The sequence below is a fragment of the Streptosporangium brasiliense genome (genome assembly GCF_030811595.1).
GTDB classification, from domain to species: Bacteria; Actinomycetota; Actinomycetes; order Streptosporangiales; family Streptosporangiaceae; genus Streptosporangium; species Streptosporangium brasiliense.
Genome location: NZ_JAUSRB010000002.1, coordinates 1619150 through 1645259, shown reverse-complemented (window position 1 = coordinate 1645259; position 26110 = coordinate 1619150). Strand labels below are relative to the sequence as shown.

General features: G+C 71.5%; 28 protein-coding genes. 10 read left to right on the top strand and 18 right to left on the bottom strand.

Annotated elements, in window-relative coordinates; all coding sequences use genetic code 11:
- Nucleotides 1-130: 130 nt before the first annotated feature.
- Complete coding sequence (locus J2S55_RS16125) at nucleotides 131-625, top strand: hypothetical protein (protein ID WP_306861368.1); 495 nt, start codon at nucleotides 131-133, stop codon at nucleotides 623-625.
- 104 nt (nucleotides 626-729) lie between these two features.
- On the opposite strand, the gene J2S55_RS16120 is transcribed toward J2S55_RS16125, so the two are convergent.
- Both J2S55_RS16120 and J2S55_RS16115 read right to left on the bottom strand, forming a co-directional pair.
- Nucleotides 730-1374 (bottom strand): GNAT family N-acetyltransferase, encoded by a 645-nt coding sequence (locus J2S55_RS16120; protein WP_306861366.1) that lies wholly within the window; start codon nucleotides 1372-1374, stop codon nucleotides 730-732.
- A gap of 185 nt (nucleotides 1375-1559) precedes the next feature.
- Entirely contained in the window at nucleotides 1560-2840 is a 1281-nt protein-coding gene (locus tag J2S55_RS16115; protein ID WP_306861364.1) for a pyridoxal phosphate-dependent aminotransferase, read from the bottom strand.
- A 98-nt stretch (nucleotides 2841-2938) separates the two neighbouring features.
- Here J2S55_RS16115 and J2S55_RS16110 point away from each other — a divergent pair, with 98 nt between their 5' ends.
- A complete protein-coding gene (locus J2S55_RS16110) occupies nucleotides 2939-3874 on the top strand; it encodes a LysR family transcriptional regulator (RefSeq protein ID WP_306861362.1) in 936 nt (311 codons plus the stop codon).
- 10 nt (nucleotides 3875-3884) lie between these two features.
- Nucleotides 3885-4553, top strand: a complete 669-nt coding sequence (gene rnhB / locus J2S55_RS16105) for a ribonuclease HII (RefSeq protein ID WP_306861360.1) — start codon at nucleotides 3885-3887, stop codon at nucleotides 4551-4553.
- Here rnhB and J2S55_RS16100 read toward each other — a convergent pair.
- Complete coding sequence (locus tag J2S55_RS16100) at nucleotides 4550-4963, bottom strand: HepT-like ribonuclease domain-containing protein (protein ID WP_306861358.1); 414 nt, start codon at nucleotides 4961-4963, stop codon at nucleotides 4550-4552. The two genes, rnhB and J2S55_RS16100, sit on opposite strands and share 4 nt — an antisense overlap.
- Nucleotides 4935-5228: a nucleotidyltransferase family protein gene (locus J2S55_RS16095; RefSeq protein ID WP_306861356.1), complete on the bottom strand. Its 294-nt coding sequence runs from the start codon at nucleotides 5226-5228 to the stop codon at nucleotides 4935-4937. Before J2S55_RS16095 ends, J2S55_RS16100 begins: the two co-directional genes overlap by 29 nt.
- A 202-nt stretch (nucleotides 5229-5430) precedes the next feature.
- On the opposite strand from J2S55_RS16095, the gene J2S55_RS16090 reads away from it, so the two are divergent.
- Complete coding sequence (locus tag J2S55_RS16090) at nucleotides 5431-6561, top strand: LLM class flavin-dependent oxidoreductase (RefSeq protein ID WP_306861354.1); 1131 nt, start codon at nucleotides 5431-5433, stop codon at nucleotides 6559-6561.
- Here J2S55_RS16090 and J2S55_RS16085 read toward each other — a convergent pair.
- The gene (locus J2S55_RS16085; protein WP_306861352.1) at nucleotides 6558-6944 is read right to left on the bottom strand and encodes an SCO5389 family protein; all 387 of its coding nucleotides are present in this window, start codon (nucleotides 6942-6944) and stop codon (nucleotides 6558-6560) included. The genes J2S55_RS16090 and J2S55_RS16085 overlap by 4 nt on opposite strands.
- A 63-nt stretch (nucleotides 6945-7007) precedes the next feature.
- A complete protein-coding gene (locus J2S55_RS16080; protein ID WP_306861351.1) occupies nucleotides 7008-7973 on the bottom strand; it encodes an ATP-binding protein in 966 nt (321 codons plus the stop codon).
- A 115-nt stretch (nucleotides 7974-8088) separates the two neighbouring features.
- Between J2S55_RS16080 and J2S55_RS16075 the strand changes: the two genes are divergently transcribed.
- Nucleotides 8089-8403, top strand: coding sequence for a DMT family transporter (locus J2S55_RS16075; protein ID WP_306861349.1), 315 nt, complete (start codon nucleotides 8089-8091; stop codon nucleotides 8401-8403).
- On the opposite strand, the gene J2S55_RS16070 is transcribed toward J2S55_RS16075, so the two are convergent.
- The 5 genes from J2S55_RS16070 to J2S55_RS16050 form a co-directional block, all read right to left on the bottom strand.
- On the bottom strand, nucleotides 8335-8856 hold the full coding sequence (locus J2S55_RS16070; protein WP_306861347.1) for an RrF2 family transcriptional regulator: 522 nt from the start codon (nucleotides 8854-8856) through the stop codon (nucleotides 8335-8337). The genes J2S55_RS16075 and J2S55_RS16070 overlap by 69 nt on opposite strands.
- A 4-nt stretch (nucleotides 8857-8860) precedes the next feature.
- Nucleotides 8861-9736, bottom strand: a complete 876-nt coding sequence (locus J2S55_RS16065; RefSeq protein ID WP_306861345.1) for an ABC transporter permease — start codon at nucleotides 9734-9736, stop codon at nucleotides 8861-8863.
- Nucleotides 9726-10517 carry an ABC transporter ATP-binding protein gene (locus J2S55_RS16060; protein WP_306861343.1) on the bottom strand — a complete coding sequence of 264 codons (792 nt, stop codon included), beginning with the start codon at nucleotides 10515-10517 and terminating at the stop codon, nucleotides 9726-9728. The genes J2S55_RS16065 and J2S55_RS16060 overlap by 11 nt, the downstream gene beginning before the upstream one ends.
- Nucleotides 10518-10557: 40 nt before the next feature.
- On the bottom strand, nucleotides 10558-11625 hold the full coding sequence (locus tag J2S55_RS16055) for an ABC transporter substrate-binding protein (protein ID WP_306861341.1): 1068 nt from the start codon (nucleotides 11623-11625) through the stop codon (nucleotides 10558-10560).
- A 221-nt stretch (nucleotides 11626-11846) separates the two neighbouring features.
- A complete protein-coding gene (locus J2S55_RS16050) occupies nucleotides 11847-13226 on the bottom strand; it encodes an LCP family protein (RefSeq protein WP_306861339.1) in 1380 nt (459 codons plus the stop codon).
- 232 nt (nucleotides 13227-13458) lie between these two features.
- Here J2S55_RS16050 and J2S55_RS16045 point away from each other — a divergent pair, with 232 nt between their 5' ends.
- Nucleotides 13459-14355 (top strand): hypothetical protein, encoded by an 897-nt coding sequence (locus J2S55_RS16045; RefSeq protein WP_306861337.1) that lies wholly within the window; start codon nucleotides 13459-13461, stop codon nucleotides 14353-14355.
- On the opposite strand, the gene J2S55_RS16040 is transcribed toward J2S55_RS16045, so the two are convergent.
- From J2S55_RS16040 to J2S55_RS16015, 6 genes are all read right to left on the bottom strand, one after another.
- The gene (locus J2S55_RS16040; protein WP_306861335.1) at nucleotides 14313-15233 is read right to left on the bottom strand and encodes an NAD-dependent epimerase/dehydratase family protein; all 921 of its coding nucleotides are present in this window, start codon (nucleotides 15231-15233) and stop codon (nucleotides 14313-14315) included. The genes J2S55_RS16045 and J2S55_RS16040 overlap by 43 nt on opposite strands.
- A 39-nt stretch (nucleotides 15234-15272) precedes the next feature.
- Nucleotides 15273-16760 carry a class I adenylate-forming enzyme family protein gene (locus J2S55_RS16035; protein WP_306861333.1) on the bottom strand — a complete coding sequence of 496 codons (1488 nt, stop codon included), beginning with the start codon at nucleotides 16758-16760 and terminating at the stop codon, nucleotides 15273-15275.
- Nucleotides 16757-17878: a cytochrome P450 gene (locus tag J2S55_RS16030; RefSeq protein ID WP_306861331.1), complete on the bottom strand. Its 1122-nt coding sequence runs from the start codon at nucleotides 17876-17878 to the stop codon at nucleotides 16757-16759. Before J2S55_RS16030 ends, J2S55_RS16035 begins: the two co-directional genes overlap by 4 nt.
- A complete protein-coding gene (locus J2S55_RS16025) occupies nucleotides 17875-18606 on the bottom strand; it encodes a glycosyltransferase family 2 protein (protein ID WP_306861329.1) in 732 nt (243 codons plus the stop codon). Before J2S55_RS16025 ends, J2S55_RS16030 begins: the two co-directional genes overlap by 4 nt.
- Nucleotides 18606-19565, bottom strand: coding sequence for a 3-oxoacyl-ACP synthase III family protein (locus J2S55_RS16020; protein ID WP_306861327.1), 960 nt, complete (start codon nucleotides 19563-19565; stop codon nucleotides 18606-18608). Before J2S55_RS16020 ends, J2S55_RS16025 begins: the two co-directional genes overlap by 1 nt.
- 71 nt (nucleotides 19566-19636) lie before the next feature.
- Complete coding sequence (locus J2S55_RS16015; protein ID WP_306861325.1) at nucleotides 19637-20218, bottom strand: TetR/AcrR family transcriptional regulator; 582 nt, start codon at nucleotides 20216-20218, stop codon at nucleotides 19637-19639.
- A gap of 139 nt (nucleotides 20219-20357) precedes the next feature.
- Here J2S55_RS16015 and J2S55_RS16010 point away from each other — a divergent pair, with 139 nt between their 5' ends.
- From J2S55_RS16010 to J2S55_RS16000, 3 genes are all read left to right on the top strand, one after another.
- Nucleotides 20358-21326 (top strand): AurF N-oxygenase family protein, encoded by a 969-nt coding sequence (locus tag J2S55_RS16010; RefSeq protein ID WP_370879676.1) that lies wholly within the window; start codon nucleotides 20358-20360, stop codon nucleotides 21324-21326.
- A 184-nt stretch (nucleotides 21327-21510) separates the two neighbouring features.
- Nucleotides 21511-22950, top strand: coding sequence for an MFS transporter (locus J2S55_RS16005; protein ID WP_306861322.1), 1440 nt, complete (start codon nucleotides 21511-21513; stop codon nucleotides 22948-22950).
- A 200-nt stretch (nucleotides 22951-23150) separates the two neighbouring features.
- Nucleotides 23151-23519 (top strand): ArsR/SmtB family transcription factor, encoded by a 369-nt coding sequence (locus J2S55_RS16000; protein ID WP_306861321.1) that lies wholly within the window; start codon nucleotides 23151-23153, stop codon nucleotides 23517-23519.
- 108 nt (nucleotides 23520-23627) lie between these two features.
- On the opposite strand, the gene J2S55_RS15995 is transcribed toward J2S55_RS16000, so the two are convergent.
- Nucleotides 23628-24614 carry a GlxA family transcriptional regulator gene (locus tag J2S55_RS15995; RefSeq protein ID WP_306861320.1) on the bottom strand — a complete coding sequence of 329 codons (987 nt, stop codon included), beginning with the start codon at nucleotides 24612-24614 and terminating at the stop codon, nucleotides 23628-23630.
- Nucleotides 24615-24729: 115 nt separating this feature from the next.
- Here J2S55_RS15995 and J2S55_RS15990 point away from each other — a divergent pair, with 115 nt between their 5' ends.
- Nucleotides 24730-26079, top strand: coding sequence for a peptidoglycan-binding protein (locus J2S55_RS15990; protein WP_306861318.1), 1350 nt, complete (start codon nucleotides 24730-24732; stop codon nucleotides 26077-26079).
- Nucleotides 26080-26110 lie beyond the last annotated feature (31 nt).

Sequence of the window (26110 nt, the reverse complement as noted above, 5' to 3'; positions counted from 1 at the left end):
GTCAGTAGTTTGCAGGCGCCGATCAGGCGTTGATAAAGGCACTGTAAGTGCGGTGCAGGCGGTGCGCCTTATCAATGAGCCATGGCTCCTCCACCAGGAAAAGGGAGCCGCCCCACCCTCAGGGAGAACCATGATGCGCCGCACCACCCGCACCCTCATGGGCCTGGCCGCCGCCACCGCCGTCATCGCGGCCGGCGTCCCGGCCCTGGCCACCTCCGCCTCGGCCGCCACGCTCACCGCGAGCACGACCGCCACCAGTGACTACGACGACTACTGGGGCTACGACTACTCCAAGTACTACGACGACTCCCGCGCCAAGGCCAAGGGGCGCGTGTGGACCGACGGCTTCGACAGGGTCCACGTCCAGGGCAAGCTCTACGACAAGTACTCGCCGAGCTGGCTGTGCGGCTACGCCCAGGTCAAGTTCGAGAACGAGGACGGCGACGAGTCCTACTACTGGAGCAAGAAGTGCGGCTCCAGCGGCTACCAGAACTTCCACTTCTGGAAGGGCGACGTCGACAACGTCCAGGTCCGGGTCTGCTACTGGGACAACAACCAGGCCAAGAAGAAGCTGTGCGGCAGGTGGGACTACATCTACGAGGTCGACGGCGACGACGACGAGTGAGGCCGGAGGCCGGCCGGACCGGCCGCCGGAGGAACATCAGGCCCGCCCGGAGTCCCGGGCGGGCCTTTCTGTTCCATGAAGTCATCGAAGTTTCGGGGACGCCTCTACGCGGCCTCGACCAGACCGAGCCGCGCGTGGAGCCGTTCTCGGACGAGCGGCCACTCGGAGCTCAGGATCGAGTAGTAGGCGGTATCTCGGACCGTGTCGTCGGCGCCTCGGGTCTCAGCCCGTCGCACACCGTCGAGGTGTGCGCCGAGGGCCTCGATGGCGGCCCGGGAGCGTACGTTCCGTACGTCAGCCTTGAGCGTGATGCGGTGGACCTGCCAGGTCTCGAAGGCGAGTGAGAGCATCAGGTATTTGCTCTCCCGGTTGACACCCGTGCCCTGGGCCGAAGCGGCCAGCCAGGTGTAACCGATGTCCGCCACGGACGGGACCTCGCCCACCGCACCATGTGCACCCGGCGGCCAGGGCATGGGGCCCTGCCAGTACTCCAGGTTCATGAGACGGGTGGCACCGACGACGCGGTCGGTGTGCAGCCACCGGATGGCGAAGGGCATCGTGCGGCCCTCCGCCTGCTCAGCCAGAGTGGCCTCCACGTAGGAGACCATCTCGCCCCGGCCATGGGGGACGCGAGTGAAGGCGTAAGTAGAACGGTCTTCACTCGCCGCGGCGACGAGGTCGTCGACGGCCGCGAGGCTGAGCGGTTCCAGGCGCACGGAGCGCCCGGACAGGGTGACAAAAGCGGGCATGAGCACATGATGAGGGCTCTTCGCGATGCCCGGTGCCAAATGACACGGGACATCTTGGTGAGCATCCAGGAAAATGCCTGTCTCCCTGGCGCGTGAAGCGCAAAAGCGCAGGTCAGCCGCGCGGATGTGGTCTCAGGCGCCGGTGCCACCCGAGTAAATTTTCCCCCAAGTGCGGCTGTCGGTGATCACCCCGCCGCCGGGGTCGGGACCAGGGCTGTGCGCACGAGCCTGCTGGGGACCCGTCGCGCCGTGTTGAGGCCGGTCAGAGCCTCGCTCAGGTGGTCCAGCGAGGCCGAGATCCAGGGCAGTCCGAGGGGGTCGGCGGAGCCCAGCGCGGCCAGTCGCCGCTCGGTCGTCTCGCCGTACAGGAGGCTGGTCGCCACCCGCACCCGCAGGGCCCTGGGATCGTCGCCGAAGGCGTGTCCGGGGAGCACTCCGACGCCGTGGCTGTCGAGCAGGTCCGCGGTCAGCTCGGCGGAGGTCGCGTAGGCCAGCCCGGTGAAGTCGGGGTAGAGGTAGAAGCCGCCCTGCGGCGCGTCCACCCGCACACCTGCCCGGACGAACCTCTCATGCACCGCCCGCGCCACCGTGCCGTGCAGCCTGCGGCTGTCGTCGATCCGCTCGACGAGCTCGGCGGGCTCGGTGTAGGCGTAGGCCGCCGCCTGCTGGACGGGGGCCGCGGGGCTGGACCAGATCTCGCTGGCCACGGCGAGCAGCCGGTCGCGCAGCGCCACGGACGGGAGCCGGGCGACGCCGATCCGCCAGCCGCCGAGGGCGAGGCTCTTGCTGAGCCCGCTGGTGATCACGGTGCGTTCGGGGGCCAGGTCGGCCGGGCTGAGGAAGCGCGCGGCGGGGTCGTGGACGAGATCGCGGTAGATCTCATCAGAGATGATCATGAGATCGAGGTCGCGGGCGACCTCGGCGATCCGCCTGATCGTGTGCGCGGCGGCCAGCGTGCCGGTGGGGTTGTCGGGCAGCGTGACCAGCAGCGAGCGCACCTCGCGCCCCTGGGATCGCGCGTGCAGGACCGCGGAGGCGACCCGCTCGGGGTCCGGCACCCCTCCCTCGCCGGGGGGCGCCGGTACGAGCAGGGGACGTGCCCCGACCAGGTCCGCCTGGGCGGCGTAGCTGACCCAGCTCGGCATCGGCAGCACGATGTCGCCGCCGATCGCCAGCAGCAGGCCGTACAGCAGGGACTTGCTCCCGGGGCCGCAGACCACCAGCTCCGGATCGGTGGGCAGGCCCCGCCGGTGCCAGTATCCGGCCGCCGACTCGCGCAGCGCGGCCGCCCCGGCCACCGGCCCGTATCCGTTGTGCTCGGAGGCGGCGATCAGCCGCTCGCGCAGCGCCGGATGAACGGGCAGACCGGCCTCTCCGAAGGCCAGGTGCAGCACGCGCTCACCGGCGCGCCGTCTTCGTTCGATGTCCTCGTTGGCCGCCAACGTGGCGGAGAGCGTCACGTTCATGGGGAGTCCTCTCGCTCATTGCGGAACGTTCCCAAGCGTGGTGGGCTGTAGGCATCAGCACAAGCTTTGGTTACTGTGGGTAGGCATAAGGAAGTCTGATGCTCGATCTGCGCCGTCTGGCGGTGATCTGCGAGTTCGCCCGCCGGGGAAGCATCGCGGCCACCGCCGCCTCCCTCGGCTACAGCCCGTCGGCGGTCTCCCAGCAGCTGGCGGCCCTGGAACGGGAGGCCGGGGCCGTGCTCCTCGACCGGACCGCGCGCAGCGCGGAGCTGACCGACGCCGGGCGCCGCCTGGTCGAGCACGCCGAACGGATCCTGTCCATGGTCGAGACCGCCGAGTCCGACCTGTCCGCCCAGGCGGCGACCCCTTCCGGCCGGGTCACCGTCACCGCCTTCCCCACCGCCGCGGTGGCCTTCGCGCCCGCCCTGGCCCGGACGCTGCGCCGGCACACCGCGCTGACCCTGCGGATGGGTCAGGGACGCTCCGGGCGGGGGATGCGCGAGGTCCAGTCGGGCGAGGTGGACATCGCCCTGGTGGACGACTGGTACGGCCGGGTGCGCGAGTCCGACACGCTGCGGGTCTTCCCGCTGCTGCACGATCCGCTGGTGCTCGTGGTGCCGCGCAAGCACCGCCTCGCCTCGCTGGACGAGCCCGTGGACCTGCGGGAGCTCCGTGACGAGCCGTGGATGGCCACCCCGGACGGCGAGCCCTCCCGCCTGGCCGTCGACCGCCTGCTGGCCGACTTCGGCGGCGCCCAGCCGGTGCCGTGGGAGTTCGAGGGCCTGGGCACCATCCTCGGCCTGGTCGCCAAGGGCATCGGCATCGCGGCCGTCCCCGCCCTGGCCCTGGCCTCCGGGGTCCGCGGCATCGTCGTCCGCGAGTTTCCCGGCGCCCCGGTCGGCCGCGACGTCCACGCCGTCGCCCGTGCCTCCGGCGTCCACCGCCCCGCCGTCTCCGTCACCCTGCGCGCCGTCCACGTCGCCGCCCGCCTGCTGGCCGCCGACCTGGAGGCGGTGGAGCTCGCCGCCCGGTAACGTCGGGGGCGTGCCTCCCTCCTACGCGCTTGAGCGACTGCTGTCGGCCGGCGGGACGAAGACAGTGGCCGGGGTCGACGAGGTCGGGCGAGGGGCCTGGGCCGGGCCGGTGGCGGTCTGCGCGGTCGTCACGGACCTGTCGGAGCCGCCCGCGGGCCTGACCGACTCCAAGATGCTCAGCCCCGCCCGCCGTGCGTCCATGGTGGCCGAGATCACCGGCTGGGCGGCCGGGATCGGGTACGGCGAGGCGTCGCACGAGGAGATCGACGAGCTCGGCATGACCGAGGCCCTGCGCCGGGCGGCCAGACGGGCGCTGGCGGAGCTGCCGGTCAGGCCCGACGCGGTCATCCTCGACGGCAAGCACGACTACCTGGGCGCGCCGTGGCCGGTCCGGTGCGAGATCAAAGGTGATCTGTCCTGCGTCTCCGTGGCCGCCGCCTCGGTGATCGCCAAGGTCCGCCGCGACGCCTACATGGCCTCACTCGGACTGGCGGACTACGGCTTCGCCGACAACGCGGGCTACCCCTCCCCGGTTCACCAGAAGGCCCTGGCCGAGCTCGGCCCGACCGAGCACCACCGGCTGTCCTGGTCCTACCTGGACGACCTGCCCCGCTGGCGCCACCTCAAGAGACACCGCAACCCCCTGGCCGGAGAGGGCCAGCTAGGGCTGTTCGGCTAGGAAAGCCGCCCGCCGGCCGAGCCACCGGGTGGTTCAAGCTGTTTCGCGGAGTCGGGGTTGATCAGCCAGAGAAGGTCCAGCGCATGCCTTTCCAGGATGGGGACATCGACTTTGGACGTTTTCCAGACCGCGCTGAGGTCTATCGAGAAGTAGGCATGGGCGAGGATGTTCCGGAGGCCCCGGATGGATCGCCAGGCGACCTCGGGACGCCTGGCTCTGGTGGCTTCGCTTATGCCGTTCGCGGCTTCGCCGATGTTCATGATCTTCCACTGCACGGCTGACTGCAGCTGCTCGTCATGGAGCCACTGATCTTCCTCTACGCCCTTGAGAAAGGTCGCGATGGATCGCGCAGACTTGACGATGTCGGCGAGGTAGAGCTCGTCACGCCGCGTAGAGGACTCGGGCGTCATGCAGGATCTGATCCTTGATCGTCTCATTGAGGTAGCGCTTGGCCACCAGGTCGACAGGGCGGTCGAAGAGAGCCTCTAGCTCCTCCTGAAGCGTCATGATCTCAAGGAGGCCGAGCGGGGCGCCCTCGGCGTGGACGTACAGGAGGTCGAGGTCGCTGTCCGGCCGCTCCTCTCCTCGCGCGGCGGATCCGAAGACGGACAGCTCGCTGATGCCGAACTGCTGGCACAGCTCGGTAAGCCGTGCTTTCACCGCGTCAAAGTTCATCTCCGCCTCCCTCTCCATCGTGCCATGCGTCCTGGTCCGAACTCGGTGGTGTGACGTTCTTTCTCGGAATGACGACGATCTCACCGTCTATCTTCGCGAAGGCGACGTTGTCGCCTGTCCGGGGTCCTGGATCTCCGCGGGGTCCGGCCGGAACGGCGATCCGGCCTTCCCTGTCCACGCGCGCCGTTTCAAAGTACTCACCATGCGTATCGGTGTCTTTCTGATTGCGGCCGGGTTCCCGGGGCGGGAGCCGGGGGCGGTGTTGCGGGAGACGGTGGAGGCGGTCGTCGCCGCCGAGGAGGCGGGGTTCGACGACGCGTGGATCGCCGAGCACCACTTCATGCCGTACGGCGTGTGCCCGTCGGCGGTGACGCTGGCCGGGGTGGCGCTGGGCCGTACCTCGCGGATCCGGGTCGGGACGGCGGTGAGCGTGCTGTCGACCCGGCACCCGGTCGACCTCGCGGAGCAGGCGGCGGTCCTCGACCAGGTCTCCGGGGGGCGGTTCACGCTCGGTGTCGGGAGGGGCGGGCCGTGGGTGGACCTGGAGGTGTTCGGGACGGGGCTGGCGCGGTTCGAGCGCGGCTTCGCCGAGTCGCTCGACCTGCTGTGCAGGGCCCTGGGCCGGGAGACGGTCTCGGCGGACGGGGAGTTCTTCCGGTTCAGGGAGGTGCCCATGGTGCCCGCGGTCCGGCTCCGGCCGGTCGTCGCCTGCACCTCGCCGGAGACCGTGGCGCTCGCCGCCGATCGAGGGCTTCCGATGCTGCTGGGCATGCACATCGGGGACGAGGAGAAGGCCGCCATGCTCCGCGACTACCGGGAGGCGGCCGTACGGCGGGCGCCGGGCGGCCGGGAGGGCGGGGAGCCAGGCGGACGGGGACCTGGCGCCGGAGGGGCCGACGGGGAGGCGGTCCGGGGGCCCGGCGGGCGGGGACCTGGCGCCGGCGGGGGGCTGGGCGGGCCGGCGGGGCCGCCCACGCCCGGACACGTGGCGGCGGTCGTGGGGCACGTGGGCGACTCGACGGCGCAGGCCGTCAGGGAACTGAAGGAGGCCATGCCGCGGTGGCTGGAGCCGGGGCTGGCGGGATACGTGCCGGTGGACGGCCGGCCGCGGCCCCGGCGCGACATCGGCCGGTATGTGGACTTCCTGTGCGACACGCACCCCGTCGGCTCGCCCGGCCGCTGCGTGGAGAGGATCACCCGGACCGTGGAGGCCACCGGGCTGCGGCACCTGATCCTCATGGTCGAGGGCGCGGGCGAGCAGGCCCGCACCCTCGGCAACATCAGGCGGCTCGGGGCGGAGGTGCTGCCCCGGGTCCGTGGACGGCGCCCCTAGCAGTCGACCAGTTCGGGCATCTGGTTGAGGATCTGGGACCTGGCGGTGACGAACTCCGCGTGGGCCTCGGTGGCCGACGGGTGGAAGACCGCGACCCGGTGGCAGTTCTGGAAGGCCAGCCGGACCCCGAAGTGCCGCTCCAGGGCGCCGCGCATGGAGTCGCTGGCGAGGCAGCGCAGGAGCTGGCCGCGGGCGCTCTCGTCCGGCGGCGGGACGGTGTTGTCGGTGAACTCGGCGCCGCTGCGGTAACGCTGCTCGACCAGCTCGCTGATCACCGACCAGGCGTAGGGCAGGGAGTCGCGGACGCAGGCGACGAATGCCTCGTCGTCCACGTCGCCGGCTTTCGCCTGATCGAGAAGATCGTTCGAAACGGTCAGCGACATGCTGCGTTCTCCTCTCAGAAGGGGATCGTTCAGACACTAGGTCGGGCCCGCTGAGCGCTCCATCTAGCGCAGGAGCGACACTCGCGTGGGCCCGAAGACGAAGTCGGGGTCGATCTGGGCGGCGAGGTCTTCCCCGGTGGCCCTGTCCGCCCAGGCCGCGGCGTTCCTGAGATGGAACTCCACGGCCTGGCGGCCGAACCGGGGCCAGTCCTTCTCCTGGGCGTCCAGGTGCTTCAGGAGCCTGCCCAGGGCCTCGGTGTTGGCCGGCTCCAGGTCCTCCAGGGTGAAACGGCGCCCCTGCTCCATCGCCCGGACCGCCGCCGAGTGCTCCAGGCACACCAGCAGGTCCTCGCCGACGTGCTCGCGCAGGAACTCGACGTCCTCCGGCCCGTGCACCTTGTTGCCCACCACCGCCACCGGCACGCCGTAGCCGGCCGCGTAGTCGCGGTATTGCCGGTAGACCCCCACGCCCTGCCGGGTCGGCTCGGCCACCAGGAACGTCATGTCGAAACGGGTGAACAGCCCCGAGGCGAAGGAGTCGGCCCCGGCGGTCATGTCGACCACCACGTATTCGCCCGCCCCGTCGACGAGGTGGTTGAGATACAGCTCCACCGCGCCGACCTTGGAGTGGTAGCAGGCCACCCCGAGGTCGTCGTCGTCGAACGGGCCGGTGACCATCAGCCGCGCTCCGTCCGGGGTGGCGGCGGTGAAGGCGGCGTGGATCGGGTCGTCGGGCTCCTCCAGGCGCAGCAGCCGCGAGCCGCGGCCGGGCGGGGTGGTCTTGACCATCGTCGCGGCCGAGGAGATGCGCGGGTTGACCCCGCGCAGGAACTCCTTGATCTCGCTCAGGTGCGCGCCCATCGGCCGGGGCAGCGCACCCTCCGCCACACCCAGGGCCATGCCCAGGTGCTGGTTGATGTCGGCGTCGATCGCGACGACCGGCCGGCCCCGGCGGGCGGTGTATCTCGCGAACAGCGCCGACACGGTCGTCTTGCCGCTGCCGCCCTTACCGACGAATGCCACCCTCACGACGACGATCCAATCTGATTATGAAAATCATTGCAACCTCTGACCGTGGTTATCATGCCACGGTCGGTGAGCGCGCGTGACGGGTACGGCGAGGAAAGGGATCGGGAGGCGGCCGGTGGCGTGGTTGATTCTGGTGGTGTCCGGAGCGATGGAGACGGCCTGGGCGGTCGCCCTGGAGAGATCCGACGGGTTCTCCAGGCCGCTGCCCACCGTGATCTTCGTGGTGACGCTGGTCCTGAGCATGGCCGGGCTCGGCTACGCGTTGAAGTTCATCCCGGTCGGCACCGCCTACGCGGTGTGGGTCGGGATCGGCGCGGTCGGCACGGCGCTCGTCGGCATGGTCTGGCTCGACGAGCCGTCGTCAGCGGCCCGGATCGCCTGCCTGCTGCTGGTGGTGGCCGGGATCGTCGGCCTGAAGGTCTTCCACTGACCGGCGCGGGTCCCGCGGCCCCTTCACCGCCTGGTCGTACTGGGCGTGGCCGGGGCGGGCGTCGGGGAGCGCGTCCTTGGCGATGTGGGCGAGGGTGATCTCGGTGAGCAGCGTCTCCTCGTGCTCGCGCAGCAGGCTCCACACGTCGGCCAGGGGCCCGGCGACCCCCGGGTAGCCGCCGTGCTGGGAGTGCTCGGGGTTGCCCTCGACCACCATGACCACATCGGCCAGAGTGATCTCCTCGGCCGGCCGGGCCAGCCAGTAGCCCCCGTCGGGGCCGCGCTGGCTGTGGATGAGCCCGGCCCGCCGCAGTTGCAGCAGGATGTTGTCCAGGAACCTCCGGGGGATGTTCTGCGCCACCGCGATCTTCTCGGCGGGCACGGGGCCGGGCGGCGCGGCGGCCAGTTCGGTGGCGGCCCGCAGCGCGTACTGGGTTCTGGCGGAGATCCGCATGGCGTCAGTTGCGCACCTGCTGGAGGCCCCAGCGGCGGCGCAGGGAGTTGTCGGCTGTCTCGAACAGCAGGTCCACCCCGATGCCGATGACCAGAATAATGATCATGGTGGCGAGCAGGCCGGCCGAGTCGGCGAGCTCGCGGTCGTAGTAGAGCCGCTCGCCCAGCGAGGACTGGTGGGCGATGATGACCACCAGCTCGCCGGCCATCAGCGAGCGCCAGGCGAAGGCCCAGCCCTGCTTGAGCCCGGCGAGGAACGACGGCAGCGACGCCGGCAGGATCACGTGGCGGTAGAGCTGGAGGCGGCGGAAGCCGAGCACGTGGCCGGCGCGCAGCAGGATCGGCGGCGTGTAGTCCACCCCGCCGATCAGGCCGTTGGCGATGGACGGCACGGCGCCGAGGATGACCACGAAGGTGATCGCGCTCTCGGTCAGCCCGAACAGCAGGATGGCCAGCGGGAACCAGGCGATCGACGGCATGGTCTGCAGACCGGTGATCAGCGAGCCGAAGGCGGCCCTGAGCACCCGGACCCGGGACACCAGCGCTCCGATGACCAGCCCGGCCAGCACCGACACGGCGAAGCCGGACACCGCGCGGCGCATCGTCACGCCGATGGCCTCCCAGTATTCGCCGCTGGTCAGGCGGTCGGCGAGGACCGGGACCACGTCGGTCGGCCCGGCGAAGACGTAGTCCGGCCAGAAGCCGGCCCACACCACGCCCTGCCAGATCGCCAGCACCATGCCGGCCGCCAGTGCCATCGGCCAGACGCGGCCCCAGATCCGGGGGGCGAGCCTGCTGCGCGTGCCGCCGCCCAGCTCCAGGGCGTCGAGTCCGGCGAGCTGCCGGGCATGGGTGTCGGGGGTCACCTGGTCAACGGCCATGGCGCATCACCTCCTCGCGCAGGCGGCCGGTTATGGCTCCGGCGATCTCGGCCACCTCCGCCGAGTCGGTGCGGCGGGGCCGGTCGAGGGTGACCGCGAAGTCCTCGACGACCCGGCCGGGGCGGCTGCTGAGCAGGACCACCCGGTCGCCGAGCCGTACGGCCTCGCGGACGTTGTGGGTGACGAACAGCACGCTGAGACCGCGCTCGCGCCAGATCCGCTCCAGCTCGTCGTGGAGCAGGTCGCGGGTCATCGCGTCCAGGGCGCCGAACGGCTCGTCCATCAGCAGCACGTCCGCGTCCTGGGCGAGCGCGCGGGCCAGGGACACCCGCTGGCGCATGCCGCCCGACAGCTCGTGCGGGCGCTTGGCGCCGAAGCCGCCCAGATGGACGATCTCCAGGAACTCCCCCGCCCTGGCCTGACGGTCGCGCTTGGCCACGCCCTGGACCCGCAGCGCCATCTCGACGTTGGCCGAGACGGTGAGCCAGGGGAACAGGGCGGGTTCCTGGAACATCATGGCGATCTTGCGGCCCTCGGTGCCGATCCGGCCCGCCGTGGGGTTGTCGAGCCCGGCGACCAGGGAGAGCAGCGTGCTCTTGCCGCAGCCGGAGGCGCCGAGCAGGCAGACGAACTCGCCCGGCTCGACGGAGAGCGAGACGTTGTCGAGGGCCAGGAGACCGTTCTTGCCCTGGCCGTAGATCTTGGAGACGCCGTCCAGCCGGACCGCGGGCGGCGAGCCCGCGGTCCGGCCTTCCGTCCGCTCCCTGAGCGGAGCTGTCATGTGCCCTCCTCCTGGGGGACCTGGGGGACCGATCGGGCGTTTACTTGTCGACGACCGCGGTCTCGCCCTTGGCCTTGAGGATCTCGTTGAGGGGGTTGAGGTCGTAGATGCCGTTCAGGTCGACCGGCTGCAGCAGCCCGATCTTGATCGCGTGGTCCGCGCTGCCGATCAGCGAGGAGGCGATCGGGTCGTTGGTGAAGGTGATGTTCTTGAAGACGCTGTCGAGGACCTCCTGCTTGAGCGGCTTGCCGCTCAGCTTCTCCAGCGCGCTGTTGACGGTCTTGGCGGCGTCGGCCGGGTCGGCGTTGATCGCGGCGTTGGACTCGACGTGCCCTTCGAGGAGCTGCTTGACCGTCTCGGGGTGCTGGGCGGCGAACTCCTGGCGGACGATCAGGTGGGTGATGACGAACTGCTTGTCCGGCCAGAGGTCGCGCTCGTCGACGAGGATCTTGCCCTTGCTCTCCAGGACCAGGCGGCTGGCGAACGGCTCGGGCACCCAGGCGCCGTCGATGTCGCCGGTGGCGAAGGTCTGCAGGGTCTGCGAGTTCTCCTGCGGGACGATGTTGACGTCGCCGCCGCCCTTGGTGTCGGTCTTCAGGCCCTTCTCCTGCAGCCAGTAGCGCAGGGCAACGTCCTGGGTGTTGCCGAGCTGCGGTGTGGCGATCTTCTTGCCCCTGAGGTCCTCGACCCCGTTGATCTCGGGCTTGACGACCAGGTAGACGCCGCCGGAGGCCGAGCCCGCGACGATCTTGATCGCCTTGCCCTTGGACTTGGCCCAGGCGTTGATGGCCGGGTTGGGGCCGATGTAGGTGGCGTCGACCGCGCCCGAGAAGACCGCCTCGATCGCGGCCGGGCCGGCGTTGAAGGTGCTGGTCTTGAGCTTGGTGGCGCCGAGGTGCTTGGCGAACAGGCCCTTCTCGATGCCGACCAGCGCCGTGGAGTGGGTGATGTTGGGGAAGTATCCGAGCCGGACCTCCGCGAGCTTGTCCCCGCCGCCGGCGGAGGCCGCCGTCCCCGTCGTCTCCGAGCCCCCGCAGGCGGTCGCCAAGGTCGTGAGCGCCAGTGCGGCCAGTGCGGCCACCACCCCGCGGACCCTGCGAGCGTTCATGACTACTCCCTAATTCCTACTTAATAAGTCGGTTATGCGTATATAAGAACCCGCACTGCCTACCAGTCAAGTAGGAATCATGGAGAACGGTTCATCGTTACCGCTCTGTGTTCTTCCGTGCCGTCTCGGTCACTCCCGGGCCGGGTCGCGGCCGCGGAGGAGAGACGGGGGCGCCTGTGCCGGACCGGTCCGGCACAGGCGCGTAGAGGCCGGGCCGCGCGTCAGTCGCAGGCGAAGTCGAGGGTGATGGCGCCGTGCACGTCGTCCTTGCGGGGAATCTTGGCGGAGCCGGCCTTGGACGGCTTGGCGGCGTCGGCTGCCGACTTCGCCAGGATCGAGCTGACCTTGTGCTTGATCAAACGGTAGTCGGGGTCAGCGGTGTTGATCAGCGGGGGGACGAACTGGAAACTCTTGATCCTGGAGTCCTTCACCTTGTCGGACAGGTCGATCAGGTTCGGCAGCAGCCCCTGCGGGATGTCGGTGGAGACGGCGTGCACCGTGGCGTCGGCCAGCTTCTCGAAGCTCCGCAGCACCGTCACCGGGTCGGCCTGTTTGGCGACGGCGTTCATCAGGCACTTCTGCCTGCCCATCCGGACGTAGTCGTCGCTGTAGGTGCGGGCCCGGCCGAACCAGAGCGCCTCCTCGCCCGACAGCTTCCGGGTGCCCGCCTGGATCAGGCCCTCGTTCTCCCTGCCGTACACGATGGGCTCCTTGACGGTGAGCTTCACCCCGCCCATCGCGTCGATGATCGCGGCGAAGCCGCTCATGTCGACCATCGCGTAGTGGGTGATGTCGAGCCCGGTGATGTCGCTGAGCGTCCTCTTGAGCAGGGTCGGGCCGCGCTGGCCCTTGGGGACGCCCGGGACCATGCTGGGGTAGTCCTCGGCGTACTGGAAGACCTCGTTGAGCAGGCCCGGGCTGTAGGGGGGCTCGCCCCCGAAGCCGTAGGGGAACTGCTCGCGGGGCGGTCCGGCCGGCATCGGGACGTGCTCCAGGTTCCTCGGCAGGCCGAACAGCACGGTGTCGCCGGTCCGGGTGTCGATGCTGGCGACGGTCATGCTGTCGGTGCGCACGCCGGGCCTCTTGGGCGCCGCGTCGGCGCCGATCAGCAGGATGTTGACCCGCTCGCGGCCCTTCCAGGGGTCCACCGGGATCGGGGCGGTGGTGGCGGCGAACACCGAGGTGACCACGTGCTGGGAGACGAAGGCCAGGCGGGCGGCGTAGACCATCGGGGTGACCACCGCGACGCACAGCAGGCCGACCGCGAGGGCCGAGAGGTAGCGGGCGGGGCGGGTCAGCGACTCCGGGCGGACCAGTTGGTAGGAGCGGACGACCACGGCCACGGTGGCGGCGGCCAGCAGCAGGGCGCCCAGCGCGAAGCTCCACAGCCAGGCCGGCTGCACGGCCAGGGAGAGCAGCTCCGTCCTGACCCTCAGCAGGGTGACCACGATGGCGGTGACGAGGGTCAGATAGATCCCCATCAGGAGGGCGCCCGTCACGCGCCGGCCCACCCACAGGTGGGCCAGACCCCACAGAGCGGCTGAGCCCAGCGTCAGCGCCAGGCCCGTTCTGATGCTCTGACCACCCCGTTTACCTGCCATCTTTCTAACATCTCCTGTCCGTGGGATCCACGTGTCACAGGTTAGTAACGGTTGTCGGATGAATGGGCTATGTTGCTGCGCGACGCGCGGAGAAGTCCAGGTCAAGCTTCGGTGAGTGGAGCCTGACGTTTCGGGCGATCACTGATCTCCAAATTGCGGTCAAAAAGGACACCTGCCGGGTTTTTGCAGGTGGGGATGGGGATTCCCAGGTAAGGCCGGGGAGGGGGATCCTGTGCGAGCGGTAATCAGTGCGATCTTGATCGTGCTCGGCTGCGTCACCGCGCCGCTCGCTCTCACCGGGTTCTGGGTGGCGGGCGACATCGCCGACACCGATCGCTACGTCGGGACCATGGCCCCGCTGGCCACCGACCCGGACATCCGGGAAGAGGTCGTCGAACACGTCACGGTCGCGATCACCGGACCGCTCCGGAAACGGACGCCCTCGCCCGCCGAGGACCTCGTCCGCACGCTGGTGGAGGGGGTCGTCGCCGGTGAGGGCTTCCCTTCCCTCTGGGAGGACGCCAACAGGGTGGCGCACCGGCAGCTCGTCGCGGTCCTGTCGGGCGACGGCGGCCAGGGGGCGCCGGAGGACGGCACCGTCAGCATCGACCTCACCCCGGTGTACGACCGGGTCAGGGCCCCGGTGGACGACCTGATGAGGCAGGAGCTGGGCGCCCCCCTCCCCGCCCTGCGCCCGGTGATCGAACTGTCCTCCTCCGCCGACCTGGTCAGGGTGCGGGCCCTCTACACCTGGTCGCTCAGGTTGAAATGGGTGCTGCCGGTCCTGTCCCTGGCCTTCCTCGTGGCGGGTGTGGCGCTGGCGGGCGACCGGATGAGGGCGCTGCTGGGGGCCGGTCTCGGCCTGGCTGCGAGCATGCTCGTGCTGGCCGCCGGTCTGGCCGTGATCCGCGACGTCTACCTGCCCGAATACCTGAGCAGCGCGATGTCGGACGCCGCCGCCACCACCGTCTTCGACACGCTGACCGGATCCCTGAGGGCCGGCCTGCGCGTGATCTTCGCTGTCGGCCTGGCCCTGGCCGGGACGGCCTTCTTCCTGGCCCACCGGGCGCGGCGGGCCGGCCGCCGTCACCAGCCGGCGGCGCCCGCGAACGACGTCGCCGCGGGCTGAAAGCCCAGCCGGTCACGGGCGGCGGTGATGTCGAGGGTCCGTTCCACCGCCAGGTGACCCGCGGCGTAGCGGGTCAGCCGGGGCGGACGCGGGCGGCCGAGCAGACGGAAGGCGGTCTCGGCGGCGGCGGCGAGGGGGCCGACCAGCTTGAGGGGCAGATAGTACGGCTCGGCGTCGATGCCGCGTTCGCCGAGGATCGCGCGCAGGGCGTCGTCGAGGACGACCGGCCGGGCGTCGGTCACGTTGAAGACGCCGTTGCCGACGGGGCCGGCGGCGGCCAGCAGGCAGGCCCGGACCAGGTTGTCCACCGAGGTCAGGCTGACCAGCTGGCGCCCGTCGCCCACCGCCAGGAGCCTGTTCCCCCGGACCGCCCCCAGGACCCGGGGGAGCAGGGTCGTGTCGCCCGGCCCGTAGACGGCGTGCGGCCGCAGGACGACCGCCTCCCCCAGGACCCGCTCCGCGGCGGCCTTGGCGGCGCCGTAGGCGTTGACGTACCGGCTGACCGGGGCCAGGTCCTCGGTGGCCATGACGGTCGGCCGGAACGGGTCGTAGACGCTGGCCGTGCTCACGTGCACGAACCTGGCCCCCGGGAAGGCCGCGGCCGCGTTGCGGGTCCCGTCCACGTTGGCCGCCCAGATCTCCTCCGGCGGCCCCCAGTCGGTGACGCTCCCGGCGCAGTGGACCACCGCGTCCACCTCCGGCAGCTCCGGCCGGCCGCCCAGGAGATCCCAGGACGTGTACGGCGCGCCGCCCACATGCCCGGGTGCCACCGACGGCCGCCTGCCGAAGGCGGAGACCTCCCACCCCTCGGCCACGGCCGCGCGGCAGACCGCCCCGCCGACGAATCCCGACGCCCCCGTCACCCCGACCCTCAGCACGTCGCGCCCCCTGTCCCGGGCAGGCCCCCGGTCCCCCGCTCAGCCACGGCGGGTGACCAGGTCGCGGAGGGCGGCGCGGTCGAGCTTGTCGGCACGGCCGGAGCGGGGGAAGGCGTCGAGGGGTTCGACGCGGTCGGGGAGGGCCGCGGCGTCCATGATCGCCGGGAGGGCCTTCCTCAGCCGGCTCCCGTCGTAGCCGTCGGCGGGGATGACGGCCAGCACGACCTCCTCGTCCCCGGTCTCGGGGTCGGCGAGCCCGACGATCGCGGCCTCGGCCACTCCGGGCAGCGCGGCCACGGCCGGCTCGTAGAGGCCGGGGTAGATGTTCACCCCGTCGCGGAGGATCATGTCCTTCTTCCGGCCGAGCAGGACGAGCCGGCCGTCCTCGACACGGACCAGGTCCCCGGTGGCGATCTCCTCCAGCGGGTCCTCGCCGAGATAGCGCCGGGCGAGGTGCGGCCCGGAGACGAACAGCTCGCCGTCGTCCGCGATCCGGACGCCGACCCCCGGCAGGGGCGCCCCGAGCAGGTCGCCCTCGGACTGGGCCAGCTTCTCCCGTGCCGAGGCGATCGCGATCGGCAGCGCCTCGGTCATCGCGTAGACCGACAGCACCTCCGGCCCGGACTCGATCGCCCGGCGGAGCACGGCCGGGGGCGCGGGGGCCGCGCCGAGCAGCAGGTAGCGCAGGGTCGCGGGCAGTTCGGGCGCCCGGCGGAGCAGCCTGTCCAGGTGCACCGGGACGGCGAAGGCGTGGGTGGCCCCCCGGGCGGCCAGTTCCCCGGCGAGGTCCCCGCCCCCGGGCAGCGACCAGGTGGCCCCGGCCAGGAGCGCCGGCAGCCCCAGCATGAGCTGGTCGGTGTGCACGACGTCGCCGGGGCCCAGCGGGAACGCGCTCCGGAAGAGCGTCAGCCCCGCGGCCAGGGACCCCCGCGTGTGCACCACACCCCGGGGCCGCGCGGTGGTCCCCGACGTGAAGATCACCGCCGCCGGCTGGTCCGCGGTGGGGGCGGCGGCGTCCGGGGCGTCGGCGCCCGGCGTCCGGAGGATCCGGGACAGGCGCAGGGCTCCGCGGGGGACCCCGGGCAGCCAGGGGCCCGTGTGGAGGTGGCGGACGGGGTGTCCCGGAAGGGGGTCGCGGAGGCTGGGCAGCAGCAGGCCGCGGCGGCGGGCCAGGCCCTTGAGCGGGCCGCTCAGGGTGTAGAGCAGGGACTCGGCGACCACCCACCTGGGCCGGGTGGCGGCCATGCGGGCGGCGAGCACCTCGGGGGCCAGCCCGGGGTCGGCGAGCACGAGCGTCCCGCCCGCCGCCACCGCCCCCAGCGCGAGCGCGACCGCGTCCACTCCCGGCCGCACCGCGAACAGCACGCCGTCCCCGGGCCGCAGCCCGGTCATGGCGCCGCGGACGGCGTCCACCCGGCGGGCCAGCTCGCCGTAGGCGATCTCGCGGCCGCGGCCGTCGATGATGGCGGTCCGTCCGGGCTCCCGGCCGGCGGTGGCCATGATCCCGGTGATGATGTCGTCGTTCATGTCGCGGCGATCCACAGGTGTTCGTAGGTGGGGATGAGGACCCTCCTCGCGGCGCGCCGCCGTACGACGCGCACGCGGTGGGAGAGCAGCACCGACGCCACCGCCCGGATCTCGGCCAGGGCCAGGGGGTAGCCGATGCAGAAGTGCGGGCCCGCGCCGAACCAGAGCCTGCGCAGCTCGGGCGGGTGCCCTCGGGAGGGGTCGAACGGGCCGTACGCCCGGGCGCAGTTGTGGGTCACGATCAGCACCCGGTCGCCGGGCCGTACCGCCACCCGGCCGATCCGCGCGGCCGCGCCCACCGAGCGCAGCATCACCGGCGTCGGGGTGGTGATCCGCATGGCCTCCTCGATCACCTGGTCGAGGTCGTCCACCCGCGTCCGGTGGTCGTGCAGGAGGGCGATCAGCCGGGGCACGAAGGTGGCGACGGTCTCGGTGCCGGTCAGGAAGAACGCGCCGGCCGCGCCCCTGGCCTCGGCGGCGGACAGTCCCTGCGCGCGCATCCGGCCCATGACGGTGGAGTCGTCCCCGGCCTCGTAGGCGGCCTGCGCGATGTCCCCGATCCCGTCCAGCACCCGCTTGGCGACCGCCACCTGCCGCTCCCGCAGCCGCCGGGACCTCAGCGAGACCATCGAGACGACCCGCTCCCCGTCGGCGAACAGCTCGCGGGCGCGGGCCTCGGAGACGTCGCCCAGTCCGATCACCCGGCAGATCACCGCCCCGGCCATCACCCGCATGGCGTCGACCAGGTCGACCGTCTCCCCGCGCCCCAGCCGCGCGGAGAGGGCCTCCAACGGCTCCCGCAGCACGTCGGCGACCAGCGCCGAGACGTAGGCGGAGGTGAACAGCGGCATCAGCTTGCGGCGCAGCGCCAGGTGACCGGGGCCCTCCATGTTGAGCAGCACCGAGGGGCCGAGCACCGGCGTCCACAGGTCGCCGGGCGATCCGGGGCCGTCCTTGCGGAAGCGCTCGTCGGTCAGCACGGCGCGCGCGGTGGCGGCGTCGTTGACCACGACCCCCAGTCCGGGGACGCGGACCACCGGCCCCAGACGGGCCAGCAGCCGCATGAGCGGATAGACGAAGGGGTGCGCGGCCAGGTAGAGGCGGGCCTCGTGGTTCACCGGATATCGATCACTTCTGGACGGTAGCGGTGGTCGGCGTACCAGGCCAGGGTGCCCGCCAGGCCGTAGGCCCGCAGCCGCCGGACCGAGCCGAAGACCACCACGTCGCGGCGTGAGCCGTAGGCGGTGGTGAGCTTGCGGACCCGGTTGACCAGGGCGCGGTCCTCGTGGACCTCCTCGATCGCGGTCCTCGGGAAGCCGCCCGCCCGCTCGTAGAGCGCGGCGGTGATGGCCAGGGTCGCGCCGGGCATCATCACGTACGGCCCGAGATACTCCGGCGAGCGGTTGCCCGGCCGGAAGCGGCCGAACGTCGCGGCCACGTCCACCACGAACGGGATGAACCGCCGCTCCCAGAACTTCAGCGGGAACTCGTCGGTCCGGGGCACGAGCCGGCCGCCGACCATCTCCAGCCCGTCGCCGAACGCCCGCCGGATGTTGCGCACCCAGTCGGGGCGGGGCAGGCAGTCGGCGTCGGTCCTGGCCAGATGGGTCGCGCCGTGCGTGATGGCGTGGCGCATCCCGGTGTCGGAGGCGGCGCCGGTGCCCTTGCGGGTCTCGGTGATCACCTTGACGCCGTGCCGCCGGACGATCTCGACGGTGTCGTCGGTGCTCGCGTTGTCCACCACGACCAGCGTGAAGTCACGGTCGTCCTGCCCGGCCAGCGCCCGGAGCGTCGCCTCGATGCCGGCGGCCTCGTTGTAGGCCGGAACGATCACCCAGAGGTCCATCACATCTCCGCCAGCATCACGCCCGTGCTGATCCCGCCGCCCAGGCCGAGCAGCGCGACCCGGTCACCCGGCTCCCACCCGCCCAGCGCGAGCTGGAGCGGCAGCGTGGTCGAGGCGCAGTTGCCGTGCTCGGGCAGGCTGATCACGAGCTTCTCCTCGGGGATGTCCAGCACCCGCGCGAGGAAGCGCAGGTAGGGCAGCGCCACCTGGTGCACCGCCACGACGGCGAAGTCGTCCCAGCTCAGGCCGGTGCGCTTGAGCGCGTTGTGGAAGATGTCCGGGCCGGTCAGCTCGAACGCCTCCTTCAGCCGCCGCCCGTCACCCCGGAAGTAGGAGTATTCGGGGTCGCGCGGATGCGCCGATCCGCCCCCCGGCAGGGTGCCGATCGCCCACGCCGTGGAGTCGGCCGAGAAGTCGCGGTAGAAAATGCCACGTTCCAAATCCGAGGTGACCAGCACCGCGGCGCCGGTGTCGGACAGCGTGTATCCGGCGAAGGAGTCCACGAACTGCGCCCGGTCCCTGACCCGCCACCGGATCGCCCGTGAGGGGACCTCGCCCGAGCAGACCAGCACCTTGCGGTGCGCGCCGGACAGGATCAGCGCCTCGGCCACCTGGATCCCGTTGAGCATGCTGTTGCAGGCGTTCTTGACGTCGAACACCGGGCAGGACAGGCCGAGCTTGGCCGCCGTGATGTGCGCGGTCGCGGGCTCGACCATGTCCTGCGAGGCTGATGCGAAGATCAGTAGATCGGCGTCGGCGTGATCGAGCTTGCGGGCGGCCTCCGCCGCCAGGTCGGACGCCTGCTGGTCGTCGCGGGCGACGTGCCGTGATCGGATTCCCGTCAGCCGCTCGACGACGCCTCGGTAGGGCACGTATCCCTCGATCCGCTGCTCCACCTCCGCGCTGGTCAGCGTCTGTTCCGGCAGATACGTCGCGACGCCCGTGATCCGGGCTCTCATCGCTCCCCCTATGAAACGTCAAATCTCCTTATGTCCGCGCAATGTATCGAAAAGAATGACAATTGTCCTGGTCATGACGGCGGGATGAGGCCGATGCGCATCAGGGCGTCGATGTAGCCGCGCAGCTCGGCGGGGTCGTCGAGGTCGGCCGTCAGGCTGGGGGTGGTGATGAGGGAGAGGATGAGCCGCACCCCCCATTCGATCACCGTGTCGATCCGCACGTCGGCGGCCCCCGCGCGGGCGAAGGCCCGGCCGAGCGGGGGCGCCACCGCGTCGACGGCCAGGCGCAGCAGCGGGCCGGCGTTGACCGTGAACCGGGGGAGCACCACCTCCGGCTGTTCCAGGAGCATCTTGCGCAGCAGGGCGTGGCGCCGGGCGTAGGTGACGCTGAAGGCCACTATCTCGGCGAGCTGCTCCCTGATCGGGCCGGGCCGTTCGAGCAGCGGCCGCGCGATGTCGAGGAAGCGGCCGACCTCCCGGTGCAGGAGCGCGTCCAGGATGGCCTGCTGGTCCCCCACGTGCTTGTAGACCGTGGGCCGCGAGACCGCGGCCCGCTCGGCGATGAGCCGGTGGATCCGGGCGCTCAGCCCGATCTCCAGGAAGCACTCCTCGGCCGCGTCGAGGATCCGCCCCCGGATGTCCTCTTCACTCATCGGGTGCTGCTCCTGTCGCGGTCACGGGGTTGTGGCGATCGTACCCGGGGCGGGTCTGTGAGATCGGACACACCTTTACGGATGATTGTGAAATGTAAACGGAAGGTGTTGACCGGCCGCCACCCGAGATTTACGTTTCATGAGAAAACGTAAATCGCCGGTTGGGAGACTCCCCGTGACGATCGCGCCCCCGGACCGCGAGCAGACCGCCGAGCGGCTGCTGCGCACCTCGGCCAAGCACTCCCACGACCCGCTGACCGAGATCGACTGGGAGGCCCCGCTCGCCGAGGGGCGCCCCTTCGCCCCGCCCCACCGCGCCTCCCTGTACGGCACGGCGCTGTGGGAGGAACTCGACGAGGAGCGGCGGACCGAACTGACCAGACACGAGACGGCCAGCGTCGCGAGCGTCGGCATCTGGTTCGAGTGCCTGCTCATCCGCGTGCTCGTGCGGCACATCTACGACCAGGACCCCACGACCAAACACGTCCAGTACGCCCTCACCGAGATCGGCGACGAGACCCGCCATTCCGTGATGTTCGCCCGGATGATCGACAAGTTCGGCTGCCCGGCCTACGGCCCCGACCGCGTCGCCCGCCTGCTGGGCCGGTCGGTGGTGCTGGTGCTGCGGCAGATCTCCGGGCTGGCCGGGACCCTGTTCGTGGAGGAGATCCTCGACGCCCTGCAGCGCGAGGCCATGGCCGACGAGTCGCTGCAGCCGCTGGTCCGTCAGGTCTCCCGGATCCACGTGGTGGAGGAGGCCCGGCACATCCGCTACGCCAAGCAGGAGCTCGCCCGCCAGTGGACGGCCGCCGGGCCGCTCGCCCGCGCCTACCACCGGCTGGTCCTCGGCGGCGCCGTCTACCTCGCGACGACCCGCCTGGTCCACCCCGGCGCCTACGCCGCCGTCGGGCTCGACCCGCGGCGGGCCCGCAGGGTCGCCGCCCGCAACCCGCACTACCGGCGGACCCTCGCGTGGGCGGCGGGCAAGGTGGTGGCCGAACTCGGCGGCCTCGGGATGATCAAAGGGCCCGGCAGGCTCCTGTGGCGCCGGGCCGGACTCCTGCCCGCCCGGCCCGCGAGGCCCGGCGGGAGCGCGGTCGCGGGCTGACGGCGGGGCGGGGCGTGGTCCCGGGCCGGCGGCGGGTCGGGGCGCGGTCATGGGTCGACGGCGGGGTCGGGGCGCGGTCGCGGGTTGGCGGTGTGCGCGGCCGGGCGGTGCGCCGGTCCGGGCTGACCTGCGGAGACGGAGGGCCCTGGCATGGGGTGATCGCCGCTGGGTAGCCGGTGGCGCCATGAGCGACGTTCGGACGGGGACGGTGACCACGAAGGTCCCCGCGCGGTTGGACCGGCTGCCATGGTCACGGTGGCACTGGATGATCATCATCGGGCTCGGGACCGTGTGGATCCTCGACGGTCTCGAAGTGACGATCATCGGGAACCTCTCGGCCCAGCTGGCCAAGGACGGCAGCGGCCTGGAGATCACCCAGACCCAGGTGGCCGGTACGGCGGCGGCCCTCTACGTGGCCGGGGCGTGTCTCGGGGCGTTGTTCTTCGGCTGGCTCACCGACAGGTTCGGCCGCAAGAAGCTGTTCATCATCACGATGATCGTCTATCTGATCGCCACCGCGGCGACCGCGCTGTCGTTCTCCGCGTGGTGGTTCTTCCTGTTCCGGTTCCTGACCGGGTTCGGCATCGGCGGGGAGTACGCCGCGATCAACTCCGCCATCGACGAGCTGATCCCCAGCCGCCATCGCGGCCGGATCGACATCATCATCAACGGCAGCTACTGGCTCGGCGCCGCCGGCGGCGCGCTGCTGACCGTCCCGCTGCTGGACAACTTCGCGGTGAACGTGGGCTGGCGCATCGCGTTCGGCCTGGGCGTGGTCCTCGGCCTGGGCATCCTCATCGTCCGGCGGCACGTGCCCGAGAGCCCGCGCTGGCTGTTCATCCACGGCCGGGACCGGGAGGCCGAGGAGCTGGTCGACGGCATCGAGGAGCAGATCCAGCGGGACAAGGACGTCCGGCTGGAGGAGCCCTCGCGGGCCATGACCATCCACCAGCGCAGGTCGATCGGCTTCGGCCGGATCGCGCACACCATGGTCGCCCGCTACCCCAAGCGCACGATCCTCGGCTTCTCGCTCTTCGTCGGGCAGGCGTTCCTGTACAACGCCATCACCTTCGGGTACGCCCAGATCCTGTCGACCTTCTTCAAGATCGACACCAGCACGGGCTACTTCTTCGCCGTCATCGCCGTGGGCAACTTCCTCGGACCGCTGCTGCTCGGGCCGCTGTTCGACACCCTCGGCCGGGTCCCCATGATCTCCGGTACCTACATCGGATCCGGGGTGCTGCTGCTCGGCACGGCCTGGCTGTTCGCCCAGGGCGCGCTGACCGCGGTCACGCTGACCGCCTGCTGGTGCGTCGTGCTCTTCTTCGCCTCGGCCGGGGCGAGCGCGGCCTACCTGACGGTCAGCGAGATCTTCCCGATGGAGACCCGGGCCATGGCCATCGCGTTCTTCTACGCGATCGGCACCTTCGTCGGCGGCGTCGCCGGCCCGCTCGTCTTCGCCAACCTGGTCGAGAGCGGCCGGCCGGGCGACACCGCGCTGGCCTTCTGCATCGGCGCGGCCCTCATGATCGTGGCCGGGCTGGTGGAGGTGTTCCTCGGGGTCAAGGCCGAACGCAAGAGCCTGGAGGACATCGCCGAGCCGCTGAGCGCCGCGCCGGCCTGAGGGGGGGCTCCGCACCGGCCTGAGGGGCTCCGCGCCGGCCTGAGAGGGGCCTCCGTGACCCGGGGGTCCCGGGGCGGGGCGGGCTGGCGCGGTTCAGCGGTTCAGCGGTGCGGTGGCGCGGTTTATCTGGTACGCCCGCAGGACAGATAGCTTGATACGATAGTCATTATCATTTGAGCACCTGTTCAGGAGTTTGTCCCATGGATGTCCTCACCGGTCTGGACGCATGCACCACCATGGAACCGGATGAGGACAGAGTGGCGGCCACCCGCGACCGGCTCGTCACCCCCGAGGAGGCGACCCAGCTCGCCGAGCTGTTCCGGCTGCTGGGCGACCCGACCCGGGCCCAGCTGCTGTACGCCCTGCTCGAAGCCGGTGAGCTGTGCGTCTGCGACCTCACCGAGACGGTCGAGGTCAGCGACACCGCCGTGTCGCACGCGCTCAGGCTGCTGCGGACCGCGGGCATCGTGGCCAGCCGCCGGGCCGGACGGATGATCTACTACCGTCTCGCCGACGTCCACGTGCGGATGCTCCTCGACCTCAGCCGCGAGCACCTCCGCCACGGCTGACCCGCCCGACCACGCCCGCCCTGGTCACGCCCGCCCGGCCGTACTCGCCGGGCCACGCCCGCCCGGTCACGGTCGGCGGGCCTTACCCGTCCGGCGGCCGGGCGCGGTTCAGACCTCGGCCATCTCCAGGCCGGGCTCGACCGGCCGGAACGTGCGACGGTAGGCCATCGGCGAGACGCCGACGGCCGCCTGCAGATGCTGCCGGAGGGAGGTGGCCGTGCCGAAGCCGGCCCGCTCGGCGACGCCGTCCACCGGTAGGTCACTGGTCTCCAGCAGGCGGCGGGCCAGCTCCAGCCGCTGTACGACGAGCCACTGGCCCGGGCTGATCCCCATCTCGTCGCGGAAACGCCGGGTGAAGGTGCGCCGGCTCATCCGGGCGTGGGCGGCCAGCTCGGCGAGGGGGAGCGGCAGGTGCAGGCGCTCCAGCGCCCAGGTCCTGGTCGCGGCGGTGGTGGCCGTGGACTGCCCGGGCATCGGACGCTCGATGAACTGGGCCTGGCCGCCGTCGCGCCACGGCGGGACGACGCATCGGCGGGCCACCCGGTTGGCCACCTCGCTGCCGTGGTCACGGCGGACGATGTGCAGGCAGAGATCGACCCCCGCGGCCACGCCGGCCGAGGTCAGCACGTCCCCGTCGTCCACGAACAGCACGTTGGGGTCGACGTCGACCTGGGGGAACAGCTTCTGGAAATGCTCGGCGCTGCTCCAGTGGGTGGTCGCCCGGCGGCCGTCGAGCAGCCCGGCCGCCGCGAGGACGTAGGCGGCGGTGCAGATCGAGACCAGGCGCGCACCCGGCCGGATGCGGCCGAGCGCCTCGGCCAGCGGCTCGGGGAGCCGTCCCTCGCCGGCTATCGGGCCGAGCGCGTGGGTGGCCGGGATCACCACGGTGTCCGCGGTGGCCAGCGCCTCGGCTCCGTGCCCCACCGAGATCGAGAAGTCGGAGTCGGTGCGGACCGGGCCGCCGTCGACGGTGCAGGTGATCACCTCGTAGAGCGGCTCCCCGTCCGGACCCTTGGCCACGCCGAAGATCCGAGCCGGGATGCCCAGCTCGAAGGGGATGACACCGTCAAGAGCGAACACGACGACCCTCTGCATGGCTCGATTCTTTCATGTGATGTATTCAGGCCAGATCCGCCAGGGGGAATGTCGGGATTGATTCTTTGCGATATCCGCCAAGGCTTTCCTGTAGAGCCGGGGTATTCATCGCCATGTGATCAAATATCTGGCGGGAGCGGTGATCGTGGCTGTGGGGGTGATAGGGCTCCCGGCCCCGGTGTCGGCCAAGGACCGGACCCTGCACCCCGGCGACTACACCAAGGCCGTGGAGCGGCTGCAACGACGGCTGCAGGAGCTGAAGTTCTTCCCGGGCCTGCGGGACGGCTACTACGGCGCGGAGACCCAGGTCGCGGTCTGGGCGTTCCAGAAGTCGCAGGGGCTGAAGGCCAAGGACGAGGTCGGACCGGAGACCTGGCAGGCGCTGGCCCACCCGCACCGGCCGGTGCCGCTCGTCCCCACGGGACAGCCCCGGCGGGTCGAGATCGACCTGCGCCGCCAGCTCCTCACCGTCTACCGCCATGACCACCCGATGATCACCTCCCACGTCTCGACGGGCAGCGGCACGTACTTCTGCCAGTACGGCAACAGCTCCAGCACGCCCACCCCGGCGGGGGACTTCCACATCGTCGAACGTGAGCGGTACCGGAGCGCGGATCCGCTGGTGACGACGTACGAGACGCTCTCCTTCGAGAGGGGACCCGCCGGCGACTTCATGAGCGCCGTCACGGGCGGCGTCGCCAGCGGTTTCACGGACGCGGCCGGCCACGGCGCCGGAGCGGGCCCCAGGGACCGGCCGGCCGGGGGGCCGGCACGCTCGACCCACGCGGCCCGTCCGGACCACGCGGTGCGTCCGGACCACGCGGTGCGTCCGGTGGAGGGGCGCCATCCGGCCCGTCCGGACCGTGCGGTGCGCCAGGACCATGCGGTGCGTTCGGACCGTGCGGGACGTCCGGACGGTGCGGCCCGTGCGGACCATGCGGTGCGTCCGGTGGAGGGGCGCCATCCGGCCCGTCCGGACCGTGCGGTGCGCCAGGACCATGCGCCGCGTCCGGTGAAGGGGCGCCACTCGGCCCGTCCGGGTCATGCGGGGCGTCCGGACGGTGGGGTGCGCCAGGACCATGCGGTGCGTCCGGCGGAGGGGCGCCATCCGGCACGTCCGGTGCTTTCGATCAAGTCGGAGGTCCCGGCCGGCGCCACCGGTCCGGTACGGCCGGCGTTCCCGGTCACCCCTGCCCGGCCGGCGTTCCCGGCCGGGGCCGTCCACCCGCTCCAGGCCGCCCGACAGGACCGGCCGGACCGGCCGCTCCGGCCGGACCACCCGCTCCATCCGCTCTACCAGGACTCCCCGGCCTCACAGGCCGCCTCGGTGCCCTCGGCTCCTCCGGCCGCCCCGGCGCCGCCTCTCGCCTCCGGGTGTGTGCGTATCCCGCCGCACATCGCCGAGCGGATCTTCCACCTGGTAGCCGTGGGGGACCCGGTCCACGTCCGGCGTGAGACACCGTAGGCCCCGGGCGAGATGCCAAGCTCCAGCGCGA

Coding starts and splice junctions, on each gene's coding strand:
- J2S55_RS16050 (WP_306861339.1), bottom strand. CDS start 13,226: ATGGCAGGTAAACGGGGTGGTCAGAGCATCAGAACGGGCCTGGCGCTG.
- J2S55_RS16085 (WP_306861352.1), bottom strand. CDS start 6,944: ATGTCGCTGACCGTTTCGAACGATCTTCTCGATCAGGCGAAAGCCGGC.
- J2S55_RS16025 (WP_306861329.1), bottom strand. CDS start 18,606: ATGGACCTCTGGGTGATCGTTCCGGCCTACAACGAGGCCGCCGGCATC.
- J2S55_RS16010 (WP_370879676.1), top strand. CDS start 20,358: ATGAGAAAACGTAAATCGCCGGTTGGGAGACTCCCCGTGACGATCGCG.
- J2S55_RS16115 (WP_306861364.1), bottom strand. CDS start 2,840: ATGAACGTGACGCTCTCCGCCACGTTGGCGGCCAACGAGGACATCGAA.
- J2S55_RS15995 (WP_306861320.1), bottom strand. CDS start 24,614: ATGCAGAGGGTCGTCGTGTTCGCTCTTGACGGTGTCATCCCCTTCGAG.
- J2S55_RS16005 (WP_306861322.1), top strand. CDS start 21,511: ATGAGCGACGTTCGGACGGGGACGGTGACCACGAAGGTCCCCGCGCGG.
- J2S55_RS16065 (WP_306861345.1), bottom strand. CDS start 9,736: ATGGCCGTTGACCAGGTGACCCCCGACACCCATGCCCGGCAGCTCGCC.
- J2S55_RS16120 (WP_306861366.1), bottom strand. CDS start 1,374: ATGCCCGCTTTTGTCACCCTGTCCGGGCGCTCCGTGCGCCTGGAACCG.
- J2S55_RS16000 (WP_306861321.1), top strand. CDS start 23,151: ATGGATGTCCTCACCGGTCTGGACGCATGCACCACCATGGAACCGGAT.
- J2S55_RS16100 (WP_306861358.1), bottom strand. CDS start 4,963: ATGACGCCCGAGTCCTCTACGCGGCGTGACGAGCTCTACCTCGCCGAC.
- J2S55_RS16015 (WP_306861325.1), bottom strand. CDS start 20,218: ATGAGTGAAGAGGACATCCGGGGGCGGATCCTCGACGCGGCCGAGGAG.
- J2S55_RS16020 (WP_306861327.1), bottom strand. CDS start 19,565: ATGAGAGCCCGGATCACGGGCGTCGCGACGTATCTGCCGGAACAGACG.
- J2S55_RS16110 (WP_306861362.1), top strand. CDS start 2,939: ATGCTCGATCTGCGCCGTCTGGCGGTGATCTGCGAGTTCGCCCGCCGG.
- J2S55_RS16055 (WP_306861341.1), bottom strand. CDS start 11,625: ATGAACGCTCGCAGGGTCCGCGGGGTGGTGGCCGCACTGGCCGCACTG.
- J2S55_RS16035 (WP_306861333.1), bottom strand. CDS start 16,760: ATGAACGACGACATCATCACCGGGATCATGGCCACCGCCGGCCGGGAG.
- J2S55_RS16090 (WP_306861354.1), top strand. CDS start 5,431: ATGCGTATCGGTGTCTTTCTGATTGCGGCCGGGTTCCCGGGGCGGGAG.
- J2S55_RS16125 (WP_306861368.1), top strand. CDS start 131: ATGATGCGCCGCACCACCCGCACCCTCATGGGCCTGGCCGCCGCCACC.
- J2S55_RS16060 (WP_306861343.1), bottom strand. CDS start 10,517: ATGACAGCTCCGCTCAGGGAGCGGACGGAAGGCCGGACCGCGGGCTCG.
- J2S55_RS16095 (WP_306861356.1), bottom strand. CDS start 5,228: ATGAACTTTGACGCGGTGAAAGCACGGCTTACCGAGCTGTGCCAGCAG.
- J2S55_RS16070 (WP_306861347.1), bottom strand. CDS start 8,856: ATGCGGATCTCCGCCAGAACCCAGTACGCGCTGCGGGCCGCCACCGAA.